The organism is Mesorhizobium sp. B2-3-6 (assembly GCF_006442305.1).
In the GTDB taxonomy this organism is placed as follows: Bacteria; Pseudomonadota; Alphaproteobacteria; order Rhizobiales; family Rhizobiaceae; genus Mesorhizobium.
Map to the genome: position 1 here is coordinate 587212 of NZ_VFVW01000001.1, position 21589 is coordinate 608800.

Annotated in this window: 12 protein-coding genes and 1 pseudogene; 9 read left to right on the forward strand and 4 right to left on the reverse strand. The window is 63.4% G+C overall.

Going from position 1 to position 21589, the window contains the following annotated elements:
- The 5 genes and pseudogenes from FJ953_RS02885 to FJ953_RS02905 form a co-directional block, all read left to right on the forward strand.
- Positions 1 to 6054: a translocation/assembly module TamB domain-containing protein gene (locus FJ953_RS02885; protein WP_140623089.1), complete on the forward strand. Its 6054-nt coding sequence runs from the start codon at positions 1 to 3 to the stop codon at positions 6052 to 6054.
- 262 nt (positions 6055 to 6316) lie between these two features.
- Positions 6317 to 7975, forward strand: a complete 1659-nt coding sequence (locus FJ953_RS02890) for an ABC transporter substrate-binding protein (RefSeq protein ID WP_140495085.1) — start codon at positions 6317 to 6319, stop codon at positions 7973 to 7975.
- 149 nt (positions 7976 to 8124) lie between these two features.
- Positions 8125 to 9159, forward strand: a complete 1035-nt coding sequence (locus FJ953_RS02895) for an ABC transporter permease (RefSeq protein WP_140521245.1) — start codon at positions 8125 to 8127, stop codon at positions 9157 to 9159.
- A 12-nt stretch (positions 9160 to 9171) separates the two neighbouring features.
- Entirely contained in the window at positions 9172 to 10329 is a 1158-nt protein-coding gene (locus FJ953_RS02900; protein WP_140495091.1) for an ABC transporter permease, read from the forward strand.
- 53 nt (positions 10330 to 10382) lie between these two features.
- Positions 10383 to 12584, forward strand: a pseudogene (locus FJ953_RS02905) (ABC transporter ATP-binding protein); the annotation flags it as partial.
- Between the two features lie 544 nt (positions 12585 to 13128).
- Here FJ953_RS02905 and FJ953_RS02910 read toward each other — a convergent pair.
- Complete coding sequence (locus FJ953_RS02910) at positions 13129 to 13719, reverse strand: transglycosylase SLT domain-containing protein (protein ID WP_140495095.1); 591 nt, start codon at positions 13717 to 13719, stop codon at positions 13129 to 13131.
- A gap of 16 nt (positions 13720 to 13735) precedes the next feature.
- Entirely contained in the window at positions 13736 to 13939 is a 204-nt protein-coding gene (locus tag FJ953_RS02915) for a hypothetical protein (protein ID WP_140623092.1), read from the reverse strand.
- On the opposite strand from FJ953_RS02915, the gene FJ953_RS02920 reads away from it, so the two are divergent.
- Together FJ953_RS02920 and FJ953_RS02925 are read left to right on the forward strand one after the other, a co-directional pair.
- On the forward strand, positions 13938 to 15476 hold the full coding sequence (locus FJ953_RS02920) for a trimethylamine methyltransferase family protein (RefSeq protein ID WP_140623094.1): 1539 nt from the start codon (positions 13938 to 13940) through the stop codon (positions 15474 to 15476). The genes FJ953_RS02915 and FJ953_RS02920 overlap by 2 nt on opposite strands.
- Positions 15477 to 15542: 66 nt before the next feature.
- Positions 15543 to 17969, forward strand: a complete 2427-nt coding sequence (locus FJ953_RS02925; protein ID WP_140623096.1) for an FAD-dependent oxidoreductase — start codon at positions 15543 to 15545, stop codon at positions 17967 to 17969.
- Positions 17970 to 17990: 21 nt separating this feature from the next.
- Here the strand turns inward: FJ953_RS02925 and FJ953_RS02930 are convergent, their stop codons facing one another.
- Positions 17991 to 18383 (reverse strand): DoxX family protein, encoded by a 393-nt coding sequence (locus tag FJ953_RS02930; protein WP_140516674.1) that lies wholly within the window; start codon positions 18381 to 18383, stop codon positions 17991 to 17993.
- Positions 18384 to 18583: 200 nt separating this feature from the next.
- Between FJ953_RS02930 and FJ953_RS02935 the strand changes: the two genes are divergently transcribed.
- Positions 18584 to 19072, forward strand: a complete 489-nt coding sequence (locus tag FJ953_RS02935) for a hypothetical protein (RefSeq protein ID WP_140495103.1) — start codon at positions 18584 to 18586, stop codon at positions 19070 to 19072.
- Between the two features lie 73 nt (positions 19073 to 19145).
- On the opposite strand, the gene FJ953_RS02940 is transcribed toward FJ953_RS02935, so the two are convergent.
- Positions 19146 to 19922: a VOC family protein gene (locus tag FJ953_RS02940; RefSeq protein ID WP_140567426.1), complete on the reverse strand. Its 777-nt coding sequence runs from the start codon at positions 19920 to 19922 to the stop codon at positions 19146 to 19148.
- Between the two features lie 300 nt (positions 19923 to 20222).
- Here FJ953_RS02940 and FJ953_RS02945 point away from each other — a divergent pair, with 300 nt between their 5' ends.
- Positions 20223 to 21587 (forward strand): NAD(P)-dependent oxidoreductase, encoded by a 1365-nt coding sequence (locus tag FJ953_RS02945; protein WP_140495107.1) that lies wholly within the window; start codon positions 20223 to 20225, stop codon positions 21585 to 21587.
- The last annotated feature ends 2 nt before the right edge of the window (positions 21588 to 21589 follow it).

Sequence of the window (21589 nt, forward strand, 5' to 3'; positions counted from 1 at the left end):
ATGAAGACGGTCTGGCGCATCCTTCGCATTTTTCTCTACACGCTGCTGATCGTGGTAGCAGGCGCCATCGGCGCGCTTTTCGTGCTGACCAAGACCGAGCGTGGACGCGACAATCTCGCCGGCATCATTTCGCGCCTGGCCTCGAGCGACGAGCGTAAGGTCACCGTCAGCGGCATCGACGGTATCTGGTCGGGCGCGCTCAGTGTCGACCATGTCGTGCTGGAGGACCGCGAGGGCGCCTGGCTGGTGGCGCGCAAGGTGGCCATCGACTGGTCGCCGCTGGCACTGTTGTCCAAAAACTTCAGCGCCGACCGCATCGCGGCGGAGCGCATCGAGCTTGCGCGTCTGCCGGTGGCCGGCACGCAGCAGCCGGCGCAAGGCGGCGCGACGACGCTGCCGGTTTCCATTGATATCAAGCAGATCGACTTGCCGGAAGTCGCGCTCGGCCAACAACTGGCCGGCAGCGGCATCGCCGAACTCGCCGCCAAGGCCTCGGTGAAGGCCGACGCCGCACCGCTGTCGGTCGAGACGGTGCTCAACATTACCCGCCATGACGGCAAACAGGGCAATGTCGACGCGCAGATCCATTTCGCGCCAGCGGACAACAAGCTCGACCTCAACCTCAAGGCGTCGGAACCGGCCGGCGGCATCATCGCCAATCTGCTCAATCTGCCGGACACGCCGCCGGTCGACATCGTCGTCTCGGGCACCGGGCCGCTGGCCAACTGGAGTGGCGTCGGTACCTTCCTTGTCGATCATCGGATCGTAACCCAGCTCACCGGCCGCCATCAGCTCACCGACAAGGGTAACTATCTCGAAGCCAAGGGCGACGGCGATTTCGCCCGCTTCCTGCCGGAGAACCTGAAACCATTGTTTGCCGGTAAGACCAGCTTCGATATGGCGGGCACTGCCACGACGGCGGGCGGGATCAGTGTCGACCGGGCCAACATCGACAGTGATGCCGTGCACGGCACCGCGACCGGTATCGTCGATCCCGCCGGAGCCAGCGATCTTTCGGTCGAACTCGCCGCCAAGGGGCCACCCGTGGTGGTTAGCGTCGGCAGCAAGGCGCAGCCGATCACGCTGGCGATCAAGAATGCCACCGCCCGGGCGTTCGGCGACGGCAAGGCGCCGATCGTCGATATCGGCGCCTCCTTCGTTTCGATCGTCGTCGGCGGGACGCGGCTAGACGACCTGGCGGCGCAGATACACTCCGACGGGTTCGACATCCAGAACCGCACCGGGCCGGTTACCGTCAAGCTTGGGGCCGGTGGCCTGAAAACCGACGTCGCGACGCTGGCGCCGCTGGTCACTGGCAAGGTCGACGTCGGCCTGGCTGGTTCCCTCAGCAAGGACGCCATTGTCATCGATCAGGGCACGCTCCGGTCCGATGCGCTCAATGCCTCGCTGACGGCGACCGTGGCGCTCGCCGACCTGTCGATGCAGCTCAAGATGAATGCCGATGCCGTGGCGACCGCCTTCCCGCAGCAGATCGCCTCGGTGCTCGGCGGGCGGGTGAAGTTCTCGGCCACAGCGTCGCGCGATCCGCAGGGCTCGTTCGCCGCCAACTCGATCGAACTCACGTCCGGTTCGCTCAGCGCCAGCGGTACCGCCAGCATGCAAGGTACCGACATCCTGGCCGATATCAAAGGCAGGCTGGGGGATGTTTCGGTGCTGTCGCCGACGGTCGGCGTCCCGGTCGAGGGCGGTGTCGATTTCGCCCTGTCGGCAAGCGGCGCCATGACCGCGCCGGATTTCACGGTTTCCGCCAACAGCGATAGCCTGACGGCCTCGGGCCGCACGGTGAAGTCGATCAAGCTGACCGCGAGCGGCAAGGCCGACATTGCTAGCCCTTCCGCCAATGTTTCGCTGACCGGCGCCGTCAACGACCAGCCGCTCGACATCAAGGCGGCGCTGGTGACGAGCGAAGGCAAGCGCTCGATCAATGGCTTTGCGGTGTCGCTGGGTGACAACAAGGTGTCGGGCGATCTGGCACTGGATGACAAGTTCATGCCGCTGGGCACGCTCATTCTTTCTGCGCCTGCAATCGATCAGCTTGCGGCGCTGGCCGGCCAGGCGGTGACCGGCGACATCAACGGCACCATCCGCTTTGCCAAGAGTGGCGACGCGCCCTCCGTTGCCATTGACGCGAAGAGCACGTCGATTGCGCGCGGCGAGGTGACGGCCAGCACAATCGCCGTCAATGCCCTGATTGCCAACTATCTCAAGGCGCCGGCGATTTCAGGCTCGATCAAGGCCGATGCTGTGACGTCAGGGACCACCCAAGTCGGCGGCATCATCGTCGATCTGAAGCGCGACGGAGACTGGACGAATTTTGCCGGCGGCGCCACGGTATCCGGCATTCCAGCGAAGGCGGCGGGGCGCCTGAAGATCGCCGATGGCGTCACCAGCGTCGAGATCGCCTCGGGCGAGGCTACGATTCGCGGCATCAAGGCGGCAATTGCCGAGCCGTCGACGCTCAGTATCGCCGACGGCGCCACCAGCATCGAAAAATTGGCGCTCGATGTCGGCGGCGGCTCGGTGGCGCTGTCCGGTACAGCCGGCCAGACGCTCGATCTCGCGGCAAAGGTCTCCGCCTTGCCGGCTGCCCTTGCCGACGGCTTTTCGCCCGGCCTCGATGCCGCTGGAACGCTTGATGGCAGCGCTGAGGTAACGGGCTCGCCGTCGGCTCCGGACGTCCGGTTCAATGTGCAACTGGCCGATGTCGAAACAAGCCAAACCCGTCAGACCGGGCTTGGGCAGCTCGCAGTCGACGCGGCCGGCAGCTACACCATGGCCGGCGGCGTCGTCCTCGACCACGCGACGCTCTCCGGTGACAAGGTTTCCGGTCAAGCCGCCGGCACGATCAATCCGAACGGCGCCAGCGATTTCGCCCTTGACCTCGTCTCATCCGGTCCAAGTCTGCCGCTCACGGTCGGAAGCGCCGAGAGTCCCATCAAGATCGAGGTCCGGTCGCTGTCGGCAAAGGTGGCGGGCGAGAGCACGCGGGCCCGATTGGATATGTCCGCGATCCTGCCCTCGATCGCCACGAGACCGGCGAAGGTGGACGGACTGAGCCTGGTATTGCACTCGGATGCGTTCGATCTGAAGAACCGCGCCGGGCCGGTTTCGGGCACAGTTTCGGTGGATAGGGTTGGGCTCGACAATCCCACCATCGCGCCGCTGATCGCCGGCAAGGTCACGGCCGCGCTCAGCGGGCGCCTGTCAGCCGACGCTGTCGCCATCGACAGCGGCTCGCTCAAAAGCGACGCGCTCAACAGCCAGGTCGCCGGCCTGGTGTCGCTGCGTGACGGCGCCATCGACCTCAAGCTGAAGGCGGATGCTCCATCGTCGGCCCTGCCGGCCGCAGCACGCGGCATGCTTGGCGAACGGGCGCAGTTGAGCGCCACGCTGAAGCGCGAGCCCAACGGTAATATCGCCATAGGCGGATTGACGCTGGCCTCCGGCGCGCTGACCGCACAGGGGCAGGCGAGCCTTGCCGACAATACGCTGGCCGCCGACATCAAGGGCGTGCTGGGCGATGTTTCGCTGCTGTCGAAGGATGCCAAAGGCGCTATCGCCTTTGCGCTGAATGCGCAGGGCCCGGCGACCGCGCCGGATCTGTCGCTGACCGTCGACAGCGACAAGCTTTCGGTGGCGTCGCGCGAGATCACCGGGCTCAGACTAACCGCCACCGGCAAAGCCGACGCGGCCAAGCCGGCGGCCAATGTGCAGCTGACAGGCAATGTCGCGGGCCAACCCTTGCAAGGCAGTGCGGTGCTGGCGACCGCGGACGGCAAGAGCGCCATCAATGGCCTGCTTTTGTCGCTGGGCCAAAACAGGATTTCCGGCGACCTGGCGCTGGACGACAAGTTCATACCCGAAGGCACGATCTCTCTCGACCTGCCCGATATAGGACCGCTTGCCGCATTGGCGCTGGAAAAAGCGGAAGGCGATGTGCGCGGCACGATTGCGTTCTCGAAGAACGGTGCCGCACCGCAGGTCGCCATCAAGGCTACGACCGCCTCGGTCACGCGCGGCGATCTTCAGGCGAAGGCCGTGTCGATCGACGCATTGATCGCCAATTACCTCGCCGCTCCGGTCATCTCCGGAAAAATCCATGCCGACACCGTCACGTCGGGCGGCACGGTGATCAGCGGCATCGATGTCGACCTGAAGCGTGACGGCGACTGGACCGGCTTTTCCGGCGGCGCGACGGTGAAAGGAATTCCGGCGAGGGCCGCGGGCCGCGTGAAGGCGGCCAACGGCACGACGACCATAGAGCTTGCTTCCGGCGAGGCGACCGTCCAAGGCATAAAGGCTGCCATCGCGCAGGCTTCGATCGTCACCATCGCCAATGGCACGACGACGCTGGACAGGCTGGTGCTCAATCTGGGCGGCGGCACGGCGACGGTGACCGGCAAGATCGGGCAGGCGCTCGACATCAACGCGGCGCTGGCGCGGGTGCCGATCTCGCTTGCCAACAGTTTTTCGCGGGGTCTCGATGCCGCCGGTTCGATTTCGGGCACGGTGAAGGTCACCGGGGCACCAGCCAGCCCCAGTGTGGCGTTCAACCTCGACGCTGCCGGCGTGCAGACTTCGCAGACCCGCGGCGCGGGGGTCGGTGCGGTGAGTGTTTCTTCCTCCGGCACCTTTGCCGGCAACAAGCTGACCTTCAACGCCAATGTCAGCGATGGGGCCGGCCTTGGTCTCAAGGGGGGCGGCACGGTGACGACATCAGGCACGCCGGCGCTCGCGCTCGACTTCAACGGCGCCGTGCCGTTCGGCATCCTCAGTCAGAAGCTCGCCGCGCAAGGCCTGTCGCTGACGGGGACCGCGAGTGTCAATGTGCAGGTACGCGGTCCCGCGACATCGCCGGTCATCGGCGGCAGCATCAGCACGTCGGGCGCCCGCCTGCTCGACGCGCGTTCCGGGCTTGCGGTCAACGACATCGCAGCCGAAATTTCCATCGGCAATGGCGTCGCCAGGATCAACCGGCTGACCGGGACGCTGTCGACGCGCGGCAGCCTGTCGGCCAGCGGCACGGTCGGTATCAATCCGGCGCAGGGGTTCCCGGCCGATCTGTCGATCAAGCTCACCGACGGCCGCTACACCGATGGGCGGGTGGTCACCGCCAATCTTGGCGGCGACCTGACGATCAAAGGGCCGCTGACGTCGGCGCCGGTGATTGCCGGCACCGTCAACCTTGCCAAGACCGTGATCACCGTTCCGGACAAATTGCCAGGTTCGCTTTCGGCGCTCGATGTCAAACACAAGAACGCGCCCGGCGCGGTGAGGGCGCAGGACAAGGCATTGCGCCCGGCCACGACCAGCGGCAAGACGGGTGGCAGCGGCCTTGTGCTGGATGTCACCGTCAACGCGCCGAACCAGATCTTCATCCAGGGCAGGGGCGTGGACGCCGAACTCGGCGGCTCGCTCAGGCTGACCGGTCCGGCCTCATCGCCGCAAGCGGTCGGCACTTTCACGCTGCAACGCGGGCGGCTGTCGATTCTCGGCAAGCGGCTGACCTTCACCGAGGGCACGGTCGGCTTTTCCGGCTCGCTGGTGCCCTATCTCAACCTGACCGCGACAACGACCACGAGCAGCGCAACCGTCACCATCGTGGTGTCGGGCGAGGCGACCAATCCGAAATTCACCTTCACCTCGGTGCCGGCGCTGCCCGAGGACGAGGTGCTGGCGCAACTGATCTTCGGGCGGTCCATGTCGAACCTGTCGCCGCTGCAGATCGCGCAACTGGCCGAAGCCGCCGGGCAACTCGCCGGTGTCGGCGGCTCGACGTCGCTGCTGGAAAACCTGCGCAGCGCGATCGGCGTCGACGATCTCGATGTCACCACCGACGAAAAGGGCGGCACGGCGGTTTCTGCCGGCAAGTACCTCAACGACCGCACCTATGTGACGATCCAGAAAGGCGACAAGCCGGGCTCGGGCAAGGCCACGATCGACCTCAACGTGGGACGTGGCGTCAAACTGCGCGGCGAGGCGACGGACGCCGGCGAAGCCAAGGGCGGCATCTTCTACGAGAAGGAATATTGAAGCGGAGACTTGGGCTGGCCCTCATCCTGGCGAGGGCTGGTCCTGTCGCAAACCGCGCCAATGTCTCAGTTTAATCGCCTGAAGAGATTTAGTGGAAATCCGTCGCGCACTAGCAATTTTGCGCCAAGACTGTCGCTATCACGCGAACCGCTCCCCCTCCAAAGTTGCACATTCGTCAATATGTTCCCAACCATGCCGTCTTTGACATCATGGCCTGGATGCGGAATGTTAATCGGCGGAAAGCCAACAATGGGAGTTAGTCATGACAATCTACAAGAGTAATGGCGATAGCGTTCCGGATCACATCCTGGCCATGGCCGAAGAGGCCAAGTCGGGTAAGGTCGATCGCCGCGAATTCCTCGCGCTCGCCAGCGTCTTCGGCGCTTCGACGGCCATGGCCTATGGCCTTCTGGGGCTCGCCGCCCCGACGCCGGCCAAGGCCGAGGACGTGCAGGGTAAGAAAGGCGGCGTGCTCAAGGTGGCAATGTCGGTCAAGGATCCCAAGGATCCGCGCACGGCCGACTGGTCGGAAATCTCCAATGCCGAGAGGCAGGCGCTCGAGCCGCTGGTGAAATACACCCACCAGTACACATTCGCGCCCTATCTCCTGGAAAGCTGGGACATCAATGACGACGCCACCGAGTACACGCTGCATGTGCGGCCGGGCGTCGAATGGAACAATGGTGACAAGTTCACCGCCGACGACGTGATCTACAATTTCACCCGCTGGGCCGACAAGGCCGCGGAAGGCAACTCCATGCCGGGCCGTCTCGGCAGCCTCGTCGATGACAAGACCAAGAAATTGCGCGAAGGGTCGGTCATCAAGGTCGACGACATGACCGTCAAGCTGAAGCTCACCAAACCCGATATCGCCATCATCCCCAACCTGACCGATTATCCGGCACTGGTGGTGCACAAGAGCTTCGACGAGAAGGGCGCCAACTTCAAGAACTGCCCGATCGGTACGGGTCCGTTCGAGCTCGTCTCCTACGACGTCGGCCAGAAGGTCGTCTACAAGCGCCGCGAGACCGGCAAGTGGTGGCAGGGCGAAGCCTTCCTCGATGGCGTCGAGTTCATCGATTACGGCACCGATCCGGCCGCAACGGTTTCGGCCTTCGAATCGGGCGAAGTTCAGACCAACCATGAGACGACCGCCGACTACGTCAAGATCATCGCAGACGTCGGCGCGCCGCCTTCCGAGGTCGTGACCGCCGCCACCGTGGTGTCGCGCTTCAACGTCAACGCCAAGCCTTATGGCGACCAGAAAGTGCGTCAGGCGATGTGTCTGGCCGTCGACAACTCGGTGGTGCTGCAGCTCGGCTACGGCAATGCCGGCACGCCGGCCGAGAACCACCATGTCGCGCCGATCCATCCCGAATATGTCGAGCTGCCCAAAATCAAGCGCGACATCGCCAAGGCCAAGCAGATGCTGACGGAAGCCGGCGTGATCGATTTCGAACACGAGCTGATCAGCAACGACGAGGACTACCACAAGAACACCACGGACGCGATCGCGGCCCAACTGCGCGAGGCTGGCATCAAGGTGAAGCGCACCGTGCTGCCGAGCTCGACCTTCTGGAACGACTGGACGAAATATCCGTTCTCGGAAACCAACTGGAACATGCGTCCACTTGGCATCCAGGTCATCGCCATCGCCTACCGCTCGGGTGAAGCCTGGAACGAGACGGCCTACGCCAATCCGGACTTCGACAAGAAGGTCAACGAGGCGCTCGGGATCGCCGACGCGGAGAAGCGCAAGGTGGTGATGAAGGACATCGAGCAGATGCTGCAGGATTCCGGCATCATCATCCAGCCTTACTGGCGCAAGCTCTACATCAACATCAAGCCCGAGGTGAAGAACCACTCGATGCACCCCACCTACGAGCACGACTTCGGCAAGGTCTGGCTCGATCAGGCGTGACCCACAGCCTGTCGGGAGCGGGGCGCCAGCGCCTTTCGCTCCCGCGGCATCGCCGCCGTTGCATTGGATGCAGCGGCGGCGTGACGTCACAAGGTTTTTGATACAGGGTTGAACCTATCTGACCCCAACCCGGCCGGCAGGGGGGTACAATGTTCTCATTCATCGCCAGACGCATCGGCACGATACTGCTCACGATGCTGTGCCTGACGCTGGTCGTCTTCTTCCTCGTCAATCTGGAACCCAACCTGAAGAAGCTGGCGATCAGCCAGACCGAGATGCACACCTCGGCCGAACAGCTGGAAAGCTGGCTGGTCAATCACGGCTACCGGCAGAACTTTTTCGTGCGCTACGGCCAGTGGCTCGGCGTCGTGCCCAAGCAGCCGGTAACCGATCCGGCGACCGGTAAGCCGGCGCAGCGCTTCTCTTTCTGCAATGATCCGGCCGAGCCGAAGTTCTCCGGCGTGCTCCAGGGTGATTTCGGCTGCTCGACCAAATTCAAGACCACGGTGGGGGCCAAGCTATTCCCTGCGCTTGGCGCCACGGGCATCCTGATGTTCTGTGTGCTGGCGGTGATGGTGCCGGTCTCGCTGCTGATCGGCATCCTGGCCGGCATGCGCGAGGGGTCGCGCACCGACCGGGTGCTGTCGGTCGCCTCGATCGCCTCGACGGCGACGCCCGAATATGTATCGGGCGTCATCTTTACCGTCATCTTCGCCTCCTGGCTTGGCTGGCTGAACGGATCCGCCGCATCGGCAAGCCAGGGCATCACCTTCTATAACTTCACGCTGCCGGTGATCACGCTGGCCATCTACGGCATCGGCTACATCGCGCGCATGACGCGTGCCTCGATGGTCGAGGTGATGACGCAGCAATATATCCGCACCGCCCGGCTGAAGGGTCTTTCCTTCAAAAGCGTGGTGGTCAAGCACGCGCTGCGCAACGCTCTGATCGCGCCCTTCACCGTGATCATGCTGCAGTTTCCGTGGCTGCTCACCGGCGTCGTCATCGTCGAGGTGATGTTCCGCTATCAGGGCTTCGGCTACACGCTGGTCGAGGCCGCAGGCAACAACGACATCGACCTTTTGCTCGGCTGCTCGCTGGTCTCGGTGTTCATCGTCCTGATCACGCAGCTCATTTCCGATGTCGGCTACGCGTTCCTCAATCCGCGCATTCGGGTCCAGTAGGGGAGACGGCGCATGCAAGCCCAATATATCGGCGCCTCCACCGTCGTCCTCGAAGTGCTCTGGCGCTTCTGGCCGGTCTGGCTCGCGCTTCTCATCGTCATGGGCGCGAGCTTCCTCTACAAGAAGAAGCTGGCTCTCTACGGCCAACTGTTCGACAGCGGCGTCGGCATAGCGGGGGTGGCCATCTGCCTGTTCTGGCTGTTCACGGCGATCTTCGCCTCGACCATCTCGCCTTTCGATCCGCTCGGCCAGATTCCCATCATGAAGGATACACTGCCCGGAGCCATCGAACCGCAATCGGGCCTCGCTTATCTATTCGGTGGCGACAAGCTCGCCCGCGATGTCTTTTCACGCATGGTCTATGGCAGCCAGATCGTCCTGATCATCGCGCCGGCGGCGACCGGCTTCGCGCTCATGGTCGGCATCACGCTCGGCCTGCCGGCCGGCTATTATGGCGGCAAGATCGATACCGTTTTGTCGTTCCTGGCCAATCTCGTGCTGGCCTTCCCGGTTATCCTGCTGTTCTACCTCCTGGTGACGCCGGGCATCATGGACACGCCGATCCCCTACGCGCTGGCCGGCGTTTTCTTCCTGTTCCCGATTATTTTCTTCTGCGTGCTGTTCTGGACGCGCTACAAGAACCGTTCCGACCGGATCTACATCCTGCTCGGACTGACGCTGGTGGTCGGCGGCTGGATCTATGCCGGCCTGGTGTTCGATGCCGACCCGCTGAAGATCGTGCATATCGATCCCAACCAGCTCAACATCTTCGTGGCGGTGGTGTTCGCCTCCAGCCCGGGCGTGTTCCGCATCGTGCGTGGCCTGACCATGGATATCAAGACGCGGGACTATGTGGCGGCGGCCCAGACGCGCGGTGAGTCGCCATGGTACATCATGCTGTGGGAGATCCTGCCCAATGCGCGCGGACCGCTGATCGTCGATGCCTGCCTGCGCATCGGCTACACAACCATCCTGCTCGGCACGCTGGGCTATTTCGGCCTCGGGCTGGCGCCGGAAAGTCCCGACTGGGGCACTGCGATCAAGGATGCCAGCCGGCTGCTGCGTTCCTTCATCCACCCGGCACTGCCGCCGACGATCGCGCTGATGTCGTTCGTGCTGGGGCTAAACCTGCTCGCCGATTCCCTGCGCGAGCAATCGATGAAGGATTGATGGCGGGGTCCTCGACCCTACTTGCCCGGAAGAACCAAGGATTGGAGCGACCCATGAACGAGGCAGTTCGAAATCCGGCCAGGCCGAACAATGGGCCGATCATCGAGATCGAGAACCTGTCGATCTCCTTCTTCACCCGCAAGGGCGAGATACCGGCCGTGATGGATTTTTCCTGCACGGTCATGCCCGGCGAGGCGATGGGCATTGTCGGCGAATCCGGCTGCGGCAAGTCGACCGTGTCGCTCGGCATCATGCGCGACCTCTCCAACATCGGGAAGATTGTCGGCGGCAAGATCAAGTTCCAGGGCAAGGACATGGGCGAGCTCTCCGAGGAGGAGCTGCGCAGCATCCGCGGCAACAAGATCGCCATGATCTACCAGGAGCCGATGGCGAGCCTGAACCCGGCGATGAAGATCGGCCAGCAGCTAATGGAAGTGCCGCTGATCCACGACAAGGTGTCGAAGGAGGAGGCCTATAAACGTGCGCTCGAAATGGTGCGCTCGGTGAAGCTTCCCGATCCGGAACGCATGATGCGCTCCTATCCGCACCAGCTTTCGGGCGGCCAGCAGCAGCGCATCGTCATCGCCATGGCGCTGCTGTCGAAGCCGGCGCTGCTTCTCCTCGACGAGCCGACGACGGCGCTAGACGTAACGGTGGAGGCGGGCATCGTCGAACTGGTCAAGGGGCTGGGCGAGAAGTTCGGCACCTCGATGATCTTCGTGTCGCACAATCTTGGCCTGATCCTGGAGACCTGCGACCGCATCACGGTGATGTATTCGGGCGAGGCCGTCGAGACCGGCAAGATCAAGGACGTGTTCGACCGGATGCGCCATCCCTATACGCAGGGCCTTTTCCGCTCGATTCCACTGCCGGGCGCCGACAAGAACTCGCGGCCGCTGATCTCGATCCCCGGCCAGCTGCCCCTGCCGCATGAAAGGCCGAAGGGCTGTAATTTCGGTCCGCGCTGCCACCATTTCGTCGAGGGCGTCTGCAATGCCGCCGAAATCCCGATGATCGAAGTCGCGGGACATGAAGGTCATTTCTCGCGCTGCGTGCGCTTCAACGAAATCGATTGGGACGCCCTGCCGCCCGGCGCCAAAAAGGTCAATGAGAAGGTCGTGCCTGGCGCACCGGTACTCAAGATCGAGGACTTGAGAAAATACTACAAGGTTGGCGGCAGCGAGGTGTTCGGCTCAAGCGAGGGCCGCGTCGTCAAGGCCAACGAGACGATTTCGTTTACGGCGCGCGAATCCGAAACCGTCGCCATTGTCGGCGAATCCGGGTGCGGAAAATCGACGCTGGCCAAAGTACTGCTCGGGCTCGAGACGGCGAGCTCCGGCAAGGTCACGCTCGCCAACAAGGAAATCCAGTCGACCGGCATCGAGAGCCGCAGCGTCGACACGGTGTCGTCGATCCAGATGGTGTTCCAGAACCCGTTCGATACGCTCAACCCCAGCCATTCGGTCGGCTCGCAGATCATCCGCACACTGGAAAAGTTCAACGTCGGCAAGACCGTCGCCGACCGGCGCAAGCGCATGCTGGAATTGCTTGACCTGGTGAAGCTGCCGCGCGCCTTCGAGAGCCGCAAGCCGCGCCAGCTTTCGGGTGGCCAGAAGCAGCGCATCGGCGTGGCGCGCGCCTTTGCCGGCGATGCCAAGGTGGTGGTGGCCGACGAACCGGTCTCGGCGCTCGACGTGTCGGTGCAGGCGGCGGTGACCGAGCTGCTGATGGACATCCAGCGCAAGAACAAGACGACGATGCTGTTCATCAGCCACGATTTGTCGGTCGTGCGCTATATCGCCGACCGGGTCGTCGTCATGTATCTCGGCTATATCGTCGAGCAAGGTACGACCGACCAGATCTTCGCGCCGCCCTATCATCCCTACACCGAGGCACTGCTTTCGGCGATCCCGATCGCCGACACCAGCGTGGTCAAGAAGCACATCGTGCTGGAGGGCGACATACCCTCGGCGATGAACCCGCCGACAGGCTGTCCATTCCAGACGCGCTGCGGCTACAAGAGACTGGTGCCGGATAATCTCTGCGAAACCAAGGTGCCGCCGGTAAAGAACCTGGGCGACGGGCACATGAGCCTGTGCTGGCTCTCGGACGACGTTCTGGCGACGATGGAGCCGGTGATCAAGTTCGACAAGCAGCATGCCGACCATGAGGGCGTGCCGGACGACGCGCCGCATGGTGCCGGTCCGGGCTTTGCCGGTCAGCCGCCCAGCCGACCACATGGCAAGACCGCCAGTGCGGAAGCCAGCGCGGTGGGAGAGGACGCCGAGGAGACAGAAGCCGTGTGGCGAGCCCGCCGCCACGAGGTGCGCGACGAGGTCTCCGAAACAGGTGCACCGGCGACCGATGCCAACGCGACCTCCGCGCCTTTCACGCCGAGAACGCTTGGCGAGGGCCGCCAGGCAGAGAATGCGCGTGTCGCACCAATTAGCGGCCGTGCGGCCAGACCAGGCGCGGCGCGTGATGGCGCGGCCGACAGGAACCGACCCGCCGGCATCTCCAAGCCTGCCAAGCCGGACGACTTGAAATTGATATCCGGCGTAGGTCCGAAGACGGAAGCCATCCTCAATGGCCTCGGTATCTTCACCTACGCTCAAATTGCCTCGTGGAAGAAGGCCGAACGGGAGTGGGTCGACGACCATTTGAGATTCCAGGGCCGCATCGAGCGCGAGGACTGGGTCAAGCAGGCGAAGGCGCTCGCCAAGGGCGGCGAGGCGGAATACATCAAGGTGTTCGGCAGGAAGCCGCGCTGACAGATGCTGTCGTTGTAGCGGGAGCCCTTTAGCTGCCGCACTGCCTTAGCTGTTCGGCATAGTCGCGGGCCATCTTGTCGGTGGCCCGGGCATAGCTCTGGACGCCGGAATCGCCACGATTGCCGCGGCCATAGGCGGTCCAGCCGAGATAGTAGGCAAGGTAGAGATTGTAGGTGTCGTTGCGGGCGACGCCGTAGGTATCCGCTGTCTTGGAATGGTACCAGCCGACGAAATCGACGGCGTCGGAGAATTTGGTCCGGCGGGCCGCCCAGTTGCCCGTTTCGCTCTGATATTGCGACCAGGTCCCGTCCAGCGCCTGCGAGAAGCCGGTGGCCGACGAGACGTGCTTCCAGGGGATGAAACCGAGCAGTTTGGTGCGCGGCGGCCGGGCGTTGCTCTTGAAACCGGATTCCTTGCGCACGGTCGCCATCAGCACGGGGACGGGCACGCCGTATTTCTGCTCGGCGCGTTCGGCGGCCGACTGCCAATTGTCGAACCAGCCGTCATTCTGGTCGAAGACGGCGCAGACATTGTTGATGTGGCTGGGGGCCGTCGCACAGGCCGAAAGTGCCAGCAGCATACCAACCGCTACAATTTTACTAAAACTTGACCTACGCATCGGCAGAGCAATAGGCTCAAATCATAAAGGGAATCTTGCTGCCCTCGTTAACGGGCCGCCGATGCGGGCGCTTCAGAAAAATGCCATATTGATCACCCGACATATCTTGTCGCTTTTCATAAATCGATGTTTCGAAAATGCCGCCTCGGTTAAAATCGCGCCCGCAAACGGCGTATTTCTGACAGCTGGCGCGGTTTGTCGAGGCTTTGATGCCTGGCATGAACGAACCAAGACGCAAGCGCGGCGCCGAGCGCACCAGCAACCGGGGACCAGGGCCTATCCCGCAGCTGCCGGCGAGGCGGGTGACCAATCCTTATCCGCCGATGGCCTTGCTGTCGCCCGACCAGATCGAGGCGATCCACCAGGCGTCGATGCACATATTGGAGAATTTCGGCATCGAGGTGATGAGCCCGCGGGCGCTCTCGCTGTTCGAGCAGGCCGGTGCCAGTGTGGACCACGCGTCGGCGAACGTGCGCATTGACCGCGGCATGGTCGACGAGGCGCTGAAGACGACGCGGTCCAATTATTCCCTTACACCGCGCAATCCGGCCAACGCCGTTCATCTCGGCGGCAACACAATCAATTTCACGCTCGTTGCGGGGCCGCCCAATGTGCACGACATGGCGCGGGGCCGCCGCCCCGGCAATTTGCGCGACTATGCGGACCTGACCCGGCTGGCGCAGCATTTCAACTGCGTGCACATGCTCGGCAACCAGGTCTGCGCGCCGGTCGAATTGCCGGCCAATTCGCGCCATCTCGACACCTATTTCACCAATCTGACGCTGACCGACAAAAGCTTCCATGTCTCGGCGATCGGCCGGGGCAGGGCGCTGGACGGGATCGAGATGATGGCGATCGCGCGCGGGCTGACGCTGGACCAGTTGCGCGACGATCCCGGCATCGCCACCATCATCTCGGTCAACTCGCCGCGCCGTTTCGACGAGATGATGGCCGAGGGGCTGATGACGATGGCCGAATTCGGCCAGTCTGTGGCAGTGACGCCGTTCACGCTGATGGGCGCGATGAGCCCGGTGACGCTGGCGGGTGCGCTCGCGCAGCAGAATGCGGAAGCACTGTTCGGCGTAGTCCTGACGCAACTTGTGCGTCCGGGCGCGCCGGTCATGTATGGCGCCTTTACCTCCAATGTCGACATGAAGTCGGGCGCGCCGGCCTTCGGCACGCCTGAAAACACCAAGGCCAACATCGCGTCGGGGCAATTGGCACGGCGTTACGGGCTGCCCTACCGAACAACGCCGGGCTCGGCCTCCAACGCCGCCGATGCGCAAGGCGCTTACGAGACGTTGATGGCGCTGTGGGGCGCTGTGCTCGGCCACGGCAACCTCGTCTATCACGCCGCCGGCTGGCAGGAGGGCGGGCTGACGGCGTCGTTCGAGAAATTCATCATCGACGTCGAAATGATCCAGTACATGATGGAGTTTTTGCGCCCGATCGTGGTCGACGAGGCCGAGCTTGCCGTCGAGGCGCTGGGCGCGGTGCCGACCGGCGGCCATTTCTTCGGCGAGCCGCACACGCTGGAACGTTATGCGACGGCCTTCTATCAGCCGATGCTTTCGAACTGGCAGAATTTTGAAGCCTGGCAGGAAGCCGGCGGCCTCGACGCAACCGCGCGCGCGACGCGGTTGTGGAAGAAGGCGCTCGAAGACTATGTCGAGCCGCCGATGGACGTCACCGTGCGCGAAGCGCTGGAGGCCTACGTGACCAAGCGCAAGGAAGCGATTGGGGCGGGCGAGCCGTGATGCGCCACGAACGTCTCTTTTTGAATCATCTAGCCCATCCAACTCACTGATATCAGAGAAGAACCCATGAAATCGCATGCAAAGGTCGTGGTCATTGGCGGCGGGGTTGTCGGGTGTTCCGTGCTGTTCCATCTCGCCCGCCATGGCTGGACCGACGTAGTGCTTCTGGAGCGAGACGAGCTGACTTCAGGCTCGACGTGGCACGCGGCCGGCGGCATGCACACGATCAATGGCGATCCCAACGTCGCCAAGCTGCAGAAATACACGATCAACCTCTACAAGGAGATCGAGGAGCTTTCCGGCCAGGCGACCGGCGTGCATCTGACCGGCGGCGTGCTGCTGGCGGCGACCGAGGCACGGCTCGACTGGCTGCGTGGCGTCGTCGCCAAGGGTCGCTATCTCGGCATCGATCTCGAAGAAATCTCGCCGAAAGAAGCGGCCGAACTGATGCCTCTGCTCGACCCCAAGCAGTTCGTCGGCGCTGTCCGCAACAAGGAGGACGGCCATCTCGATCCCTCCGGCGTCACCCATGCCTATGCCAAGGCTGCGCGTAAGCTGGGCGCCGAGGTCGAGCGCTTCACCAAGGTCGAGGACATCGTGCGGCGTCCCGACGGGCTGTGGCGCGTCATCACCAACAAGGGCGAGGTCGCGGCCGAGCATGTCGTCAACGCCGGTGGCCTTTGGGCGCGCGAGGTCGGCCGCATGGTCGGGCTCGAACTGCCGGTGCTGGCCATGGAGCACATGTACCTGATCACCGAGGACATGCCGGAGGTCGCCGCCTGGAACGCCAAGACCGGCACCGAGATCATCCACGCCGTCGATTTCGACGGCGAGCTCTATCTGCGCCAGGAGCGCGGCGGCATGCTGATGGGCACCTATGAGAAGGCCAACAAGGCATGGTCCGAGCACCAGACGCCGTGGAATTTCGGCCATGAATTGCTGGAGCCGGACATCGACCGCATCGCGCCGTCGCTGGAAGTCGGCTTCCGGCATTTCCCGGCCTTTCAGAACACCGGCATCAAGCAGATCATCAACGGACCCTTCACCTTCGCGCCTGACGGCAACCCGCTGGTCGGGCCGGTGCGCGGTTTGCCGGGCTTCTGGGTGGCCTGCGGCGTCATGGCCGGTTTCAGCCAGGGCGGCGGCGTTGGGCTCGCGCTGTCCAACTGGATGATCGAGGGCGATCCCGGCGCCGACATCTGGGCCATGGACGTGTCGCGCTATGGCGACTGGGCGACGATGGCCTACACCAACGCTAAGGTGCGCGAGAACTATTCCAGGCGCTTTTCGATACGCTTCCCCAATGAGGAATTGCCCGCCGGACGGCCGCTGAAGACCACGCCGGTCTATGACCTGCTGTCGGCCAAGGGCGCGCAATGGGGCGTGTCCTATGGGCTGGAAGTGCCGCTCTGGTACGCGCCCGAAGGCGTCAAGGACGAGTTCTCGTGGCGTCGCTCGAGCGATTTCGCGCATGTCGGCAGGGAGGTTGCAAACGTTCGCGGGGGCGTCGGCATCGCCGAGATTTCGAATTTCGCCAAATACGGCGTGACAGGCGAGGGGGCTGCTGCATGGCTCGACCGGCTGCTCGCCTGCAAGCTGCCGAGGCCAGGCCGCATGACGCTGGCGCCTATGCTGAAGGAGGACGGCAAGCTCATCGGCGATTTCACGCTGGCCAATCTCGGCGGCGAGGAGTGGTTCATCGCCGGTTCCGGCATTGCCGAGCAGTACCATATGCGCTGGTTCGAAAAGCATCTGCCCGCGGATGGTTCTGTCCGCATCGAGGCTTCGGGCGCGAAACTCACCGGCCTTGCCGTCGCCGGGCCGAAGGCGCGGGACGTGCTGGCCAAGGTTACGCGGACGGACGTCTCGAACGCCGCCTTTCCCTTCATCGCCATCGGCAAGATGGATATCGGCATGGCGCCGTGCCTGGTAGGCCGCGTCAGCTACACCGGTGATCTCGGCTATGAAATCTGGGTGGCGCCGGAATATCAGCGCGCGGCGTTCCAGGCGCTGATGGCGGCGGGCGAGGAGTTCGGCATTGGCCTGTTCGGCTCCCGTGCGCTGAACGCACTGCGGCTGGAAAAGAACTATGGCTCGTGGGCGCGCGAATACCGGCCGATCTACGGACCGCTGGAGGCAGGGCTCGATCGCTTTGTCGCCTATGGCAAGGAAGCCGATTTCATAGGCAAGACCGCGGCGTTGGCAGAGCGCAAGCAGGGCGGCAGGCTCAGGCTGCGCGCCTTCATCGTCGAGGCTGCCGACGCCGATGTCATCGGCGACGAGCCGATCTGGTTCGGCGGCACGGTGCGTGGCTGGGTGACGTCAGGCGGCTATGCGCATCATTCAAGGAAATCGGTGGCCATGGGCTACGTGCCGAAGGAGATCGCCGAGGAGAGCGAAGGCTTCGAGATCGAAATCCTCGGCAAGCGCCATGCCGCACGCATGCAGCCGGTGCCGCTGTTCGACGCCAATTTGGAGCGGATGCGGGCGTGAAAAATCCGCATCCGGCTCGCATCAGGCAGCGCGGCGATTGTCGAGCGCAAAGGCGCCAGGGCCGGCGAAGAACAGATAGAGGAAGATGAAGCAGAACGAGATCGCCAAATCGCCGCCATTGTTGACCGGGAAGAAGCCGCGCGGCATGTGCGCCATGAAATAGGCGATCGCCATCTCGCCGGCCAGAAGGAAGGCGACTGGGCGGGTGAACAGCCCCAGCGCGAGCAGGATGCCGCCGGCGAACTCGAGAATGCCGGCTGTCAGCGTCAACCCGCTGAGGGCGTGGGGTTCGGCGCTTGCCGGGAAATTGAACAGCTTCTGGCTGCCATGCTCGATGAACTGCAGCGCAGTCATGATGCGCAGAACGCCGAGCGCCTGTGGCTGGTATCGGGCCAAGCCTTCGAAAAGCGCCATCTGAAACTCCGTTTTCGCCCTCCCGGCCCGACCTAGATTATCGCCCTGAAATGGACCATTCACTTCCCGCTACCTAACATCAACAATCGGTGATGCGAGACGTTCCGCAACGCGTCGATATTTTCTCCCTAAGGTTGCATTACTATCCCTATGGTTGTATCGATTTGTAGATAGTTGAAATCGTTTGGGGGTCTCTCGCCATGAAAAAAGTCGTCATCAGCTTTTTCGCAATCCTTGCAGGTACCAGCTTCGCGATGGCCGAGGATGCCGGCTGCGAGGCTTTCAAATGGCCGGTAACGCGCGAGCAGGCGCTGTTCGCCGCGCCTCCTTCTGCTGCGTCGGGGACGACGCTGGCGGTCGGCGCTGCCGCCGATCTGGTTCTGGTGCCGGCCGAGACGGCGGAATTCGCCCTCCCGCCGGAACGTGCCCCGGCGCCTGGCACGTTCGGCGCTGTCGCCAGCATGGTTGTGCCGCCGGAAGGGGGCATCCAGATAAGCCTGTCGGGCGAAGCCTGGATCGATGTCATTCAGGACGGCCATACCGTGAAATTGGCCGGCTACAGCGGGGTCAAGACCTGTCCGGACATTCGCAAGAGCGTTCGGTTCAAGCTTGCGCCCGGCCCGGCCACCGTCCAGTTCAGCGGTGCAAAAAAGGCAGGCCTGAAAGTCGCGGTGCTGACGCCGGAATAGCTCGGCGCCAGGCTGGGGGACGGCCTTCAATCCCTTGGTCAAAAGGCCGTCCTCCTGTGCGACGTTGAGCCCCTTACCGTCCGGGCGCCATCAAGGCGAAATGGGCGCCTTGCGGGTCCTGGCATTGCACGATCCAGCTGCCGCCGGGGACCTCCATCGGGCCCATCAGGATCTTGCCGCCATTGTCGGTCACCCGTTTTGCCGCCGCGTCGATGGCGGTTACGTTGAAATAAAACTGCCAGACCGGCACCGGGATCTGTTCGGGTTTGTTCATGATGCCGCCACCGGATTCGGGGCCGGCCGCGAAGGTTTGATAGGTTCCCATCGGCCCCATGTCGAAATCGCCGGCATTGGTCCATCCGAACTGGCTGGAATAGAAGTCGAACGCAGCCTTCCAGTCGGTTGTGTAAAGCTCGTGCCAGCCGATATGGCCCGGCGTGCTGGCCGGCACGACCGGCTGGTCGGGCCCGTTCGGCTGCAGGAACATGAAGGTCGCGCCTTGCGGATCGGCGACGACGGCAAAGCGGCCGACGCCCGGAATGTCGTCGGGCTGGCGATGAACGGCGCCGCCGGCTTTCTGCAGCGACGCCGTGGCAGCATCGACATCCCTGGTGTGGATATAGCCAAGCCAGGCGGGAGGCATGCCCATCTTGGCGGCATCCTCAGGCATCGTCATCAGCCCGCCGACGCCACGCTCGCCGACATTCATGACGATGTAGCGCGGCATGCCGGGAGCCTTGTCGAAGGCTTGCGCGGTCCAGCCGACCACCTTGGTATAGAACGCCTCGGCGGCGTCGAGGTCTGATGTCATCAATTCGTACCAGAAGAAGGGCATTGGGGATTTCGGCATCGTCGGTCTCCTCACCTTTTGCGTCGATCGTCCTTCGATCCATCATAGGACGATCTTCGAGACGGAAATCCGACAGCGGAGGAAAAATTGCGGCTCGACAGGCATGCCATGATTGCGGCCTGCCGCTTAGCGGACCGTCCTTCCTCGAAAGTTCGACATTCGCGCATTATGATATTAAACGTGAACCAAATTATCATGTTTTATTCGAGCCTTTTCAGAGGCTTATGTAGAAAATTGACCAATTGATAAAAAAATAAAACGTGCTAGCCTTCCCTAAAACGAAAACAAGGGGAACTGACGATGGCAGAAGGCCAGTTCAGGGAAGGCATTGCAGGCGGCCGGCTGCCTGCCGATCAGTATGCGGACAATTTTTCCGACCTGCATCCGCCGCTCGATCACCACGAGGCGCTGGTCGAAGCGGACCGCTGCTATTTCTGCTACGACGCGCCGTGCATGAACGCATGCCCGACCTCGATCGACATTCCGCTGTTCATCCGCCAGATCTCCACGGGCAATCCGATCGGCTCGGCCAAGACCATTTTCGACCAGAACATTCTGGGCGGCATGTGCGCCCGCGTCTGCCCGACCGAGACGCTGTGCGAGGAGGTCTGCGTGCGCGAAGTGGCGGAAGGCAAGCCGGTGCAGATCGGTCGGCTGCAGCGCTATGCCACCGATATCGCGATGAGCGAGAACAGGCAATTTTATCCACGTGCCGCACCGACAGGCAAGGCGGTCGCCGTGGTGGGCGCCGGGCCGGCCGGCCTTGCCGCCGCACATCGGCTCGCCCGCCATGGCCACGACGTCACAATCCTGGAAGCGCGCGCGAAGGCGGGCGGGCTCAACGAATACGGCATCGCCGCTTATAAGAGCGTCGACAATTTCGCCCAAGCCGAGGTCGAGTACGTCACCTCGATTGGCGGGATTGATATCCAGAACGGTAAGGCGCTCGGCCGCGACTATCAGCTCTCCGACCTGATCCGCAATTATGACGCGGTGTTTCTGGGCATGGGGCTCGGCGGCGTCAATGCGCTGCGCGCCGATGGCGAGGCCGCCGTGGGCGTCACCAACGCCGTCGAGTTCATCTCCGAGCTGCGCCAAGCCAGCGATCTCTCCGGCCTGCCGGTCGGCCGCCGCGTCGTCGTCATCGGCGGCGGCATGACGGCGATCGATGCCGCGGTGCAGTCGAAGCTGCTTGGCGCCGAGGAGGTGACGATCTGCTACCGGCGCGGCCAGGAACATATGAATGCTTCCGAATTCGAGCAGGACCTGGCGGCCGCCAACGGCGTCGTCATCCGACACTGGCTACAGCCGAAGCGGGTGATTGCCGAAGGCGGCAAGGTCAATGCCATCGAGCTTGAATACACCGCCATGAACGGCGACAGTCTTGCCGGCACCGGCGAGACGCTGACCCTCGTTGCCGACCAGGTGTTCAAGGCGATCGGACAGAGTTTCGTCCCCGCTGCGCTCAATGGCAGCGGTGCTGCGATCGAGCTCGAGGCCGGGCGCATCAAGGTCGATGCGGAAGGGCGCACCTCGCTGGCCAAGGTCTGGGCCGGCGGCGACTGCATATTCGGTGGCGACGACCTGACCGTCTCGGCCGTGGCGCAAGGGCGTGATGCGGCGGAATCCATTCACCGGGCACTGACCTCGAACGGGAGGGCATGAGC